This is a genomic window from Alcanivorax sp. HI0083, assembly GCF_001635175.1.
Genome location: NZ_LWFX01001454.1, coordinates 1 through 2,407, shown reverse-complemented (window position 1 = coordinate 2,407; position 2,407 = coordinate 1). Strand labels below are relative to the sequence as shown.

The following is a 2,407-nucleotide window of genomic DNA, read 5'->3' as shown; positions in this document are numbered from 1 at the left end:
GGAAGGCGTATTCGTCCTGGCTGTCGCGGGACACGTTATAACGGTCGGCGACGATTTCGGCGGTTTCCAGCATGGACATGTAGATGTCAGGGCGGTTTTCTTTCAGCCATGGGTCGGCGGCGCGGAAGGTGTTCATCTTGTCGTTCTGCACCAGGGAGATGGATTCCAGGCCACCGGCCACGGCCACGTCCATGTTGTCGACGATGATTTCCTTGGCGGCGGTGGCAATGGCCATCAGGCCGGAGGCGCACTGACGGTCCATGCTCATGCCGGACACACTGGTGGGCAGGCCGGCGCGCAGGGCGGCCTGGCGGGCCACGTTGCCGCCGGTGCTGCCTTGCTGCAGCGCAGCACCCATGATCACGTCCTGAATGGTGGCCGGGTCGATGCCGGCACGTTCAACGGCGTGTTTGATGGCGTGGCCGCCCAGGGCCTGGGCCTGAGTGTCGTTGAAGGCACCGCGGTAGGCTTTGCCAATGGGGGTTCGGGCGGTGGATACGATTACGGCTTCTCTCATGGTCACTCTCCTGAGGTATGTTCGGCCTTAGATGTTTGTGCTGTAGGAGGCTGCTTGCAGCCGAATCGCTTTTCGCGGTGCGGGTTCGCTTGCAAGCAAGCTCCTACGTGTTTTGTTAACCCAGCTTGATGCCCTTGGCTTTGGCGGCCATGGTCAGAATCTTGGTGACATGGTCGCCGCCGGTCATCATTTCGCTGGCGTTGTCCATGTTGCCGATTTGCTCGAAGTGGGCGGCCACGCCATCCACATTACGCTCGTCGTCATTCAGGTAAACGCCTTGGCTTTCCATCAGGCGGACCATGGCGTAGCAACCGGCGCCGGCCAGCAGAATGCGATGGGTGGGGGCTTGCGTACTTGCCAGAAACAGCACGGCCGGGGTGATTTCCCTGGGCTCCAGCATGGCGAGCACTTCCGGGGGCATCAGGTCTTCGGTCATGCGGGTGGCGGCGGTGGGGGCGATGCAGTTTACCTTGATGTCGTATTTTTCACCTTCCAGGCACAGGGTATTCATCAGCCCGGCCACGGCCATTTTGGCGGCGCCGTAGTTGGCCTGGCCAAAGTTGCCGTACAGGCCGGAGGTGGAGGTAGTCATCACGATACGGCCGTAGCCCTGATCGCGCATGATCGGCCATACGGCCTTGCTGCAAATTTCCGAGCCGGTAAGGTGCACGGCCACGACCTTGTCCCAGTCGTCCTGGGTCATTTTCACGAAGCTTTTGTCGCGAAGGATGCCGGCGTTGTTGATCAGCACATCAATGCGGCCCCAGGTGTCGATGGCCTGCTTGACCATGGCTTCGACCTGGGTCTCATCGGAAACGTCTGCCCCGTTGGCAATGGCGTCGCCCCCGGCGGCCTTGATTTCGGCAACAACCTGTTCTGCGGCTTCACTGGAACCGCCGCTGCCATCGCGGGCACCGCCGAAATCATTGACGACCACCTTGGCGCCGAGTTTGGCCAGTTCCAGGGCGTGGGATTTACCCAGGCCGTTGCCCGCGCCGGTGACGATGGCCACCTGATTATCAAAACGGATTGTCATGGGTATCTCTCTGAATGCTTTTTGAGTTGAAAGTGAAAAGTTCAAAGTTGAAACGCGAGTAATGGTATTGCCAAATGACAGGCCCTGAAGCCGCGAAACAGACAGTGATTTGCTGAATTTTTTACCTCTCCAGAGCATGGCCGCGGGTAACGACTTTCATCTTGGTGCAGTGCTCTATCGCGTTTTTAAACTTTAAACTTTTAACTCGGAATTATTGCCAGGCTCAACCATTCCGCAATCAAGGCGGGCTTTTCCTGCCCTTCGATCTCGACTTGCACACCGTGGCGAAGTTGCCATTCATTATCGGAGCGCTGTTTGACTTCCAGCAGGGTGAACGAGCCGCGTATCTTGCTGCCTTCGCGCACCGGGTTCATGAAGCGCACTTTGTCGAAGCCGTAGTTGATGCCCATGACCTGGCCCTTGATGGTGGGCAGTACATCGATGGCCATGGCCGACAGCAGTGACAAAGACAAAAAGCCGTGGGCGATGGTGGCACCGAAAGGGCTTTCCTTGGCGGCCCGCTCCGGGTCGGTGTGGATCCACTGGGGGTCTTCGGTCAACTCGGCAAAGCCATCAATGCGTTGCTGATCGACGGTGCGCCACTGGGATTCGCCAACGTTTTTACCAACGTTTGCCTGCAGATCGTCGAGGCTGATTTGCGGTTTGCTCATGGTGCTCTCCCGTTGCTGGCCCGGACAATGCCCACCGAGGCCAAATTTCAAAACGTTATTTTAAAAAGAGTCAGTATGCGAGCGGCGTAATCAGCCGTAAAGGGTCAAAAGCGCCATCTAGGGCGGGAAATCCGTCACGGCTTGCTGTGCGGTCAATGGTGCGCTTCGGAACTTGTGTCAGAC

3 protein-coding genes are annotated in these 2,407 nt (G+C 58.2%); all 3 read right to left on the bottom strand.

Annotated elements, in window-relative coordinates:
• A partial coding sequence (locus A3754_RS22035) for a beta-ketoacyl synthase N-terminal-like domain-containing protein (protein WP_369817642.1) occupies nt 1–517 on the bottom strand: 517 nt, incomplete at its 3' end.
• Between the two features lie 115 nt (nt 518–632).
• Complete coding sequence (locus A3754_RS22030) at nt 633–1,553, bottom strand: SDR family oxidoreductase (RefSeq protein ID WP_063521349.1); 921 nt, start codon at nt 1,551–1,553, stop codon at nt 633–635.
• A gap of 200 nt (nt 1,554–1,753) precedes the next feature.
• Nucleotides 1,754–2,224: a MaoC family dehydratase gene (locus A3754_RS22025; protein WP_063521348.1), complete on the bottom strand. Its 471-nt coding sequence runs from the start codon at nt 2,222–2,224 to the stop codon at nt 1,754–1,756.
• Between the last annotated feature and the right edge of the window lie 183 nt (nt 2,225–2,407).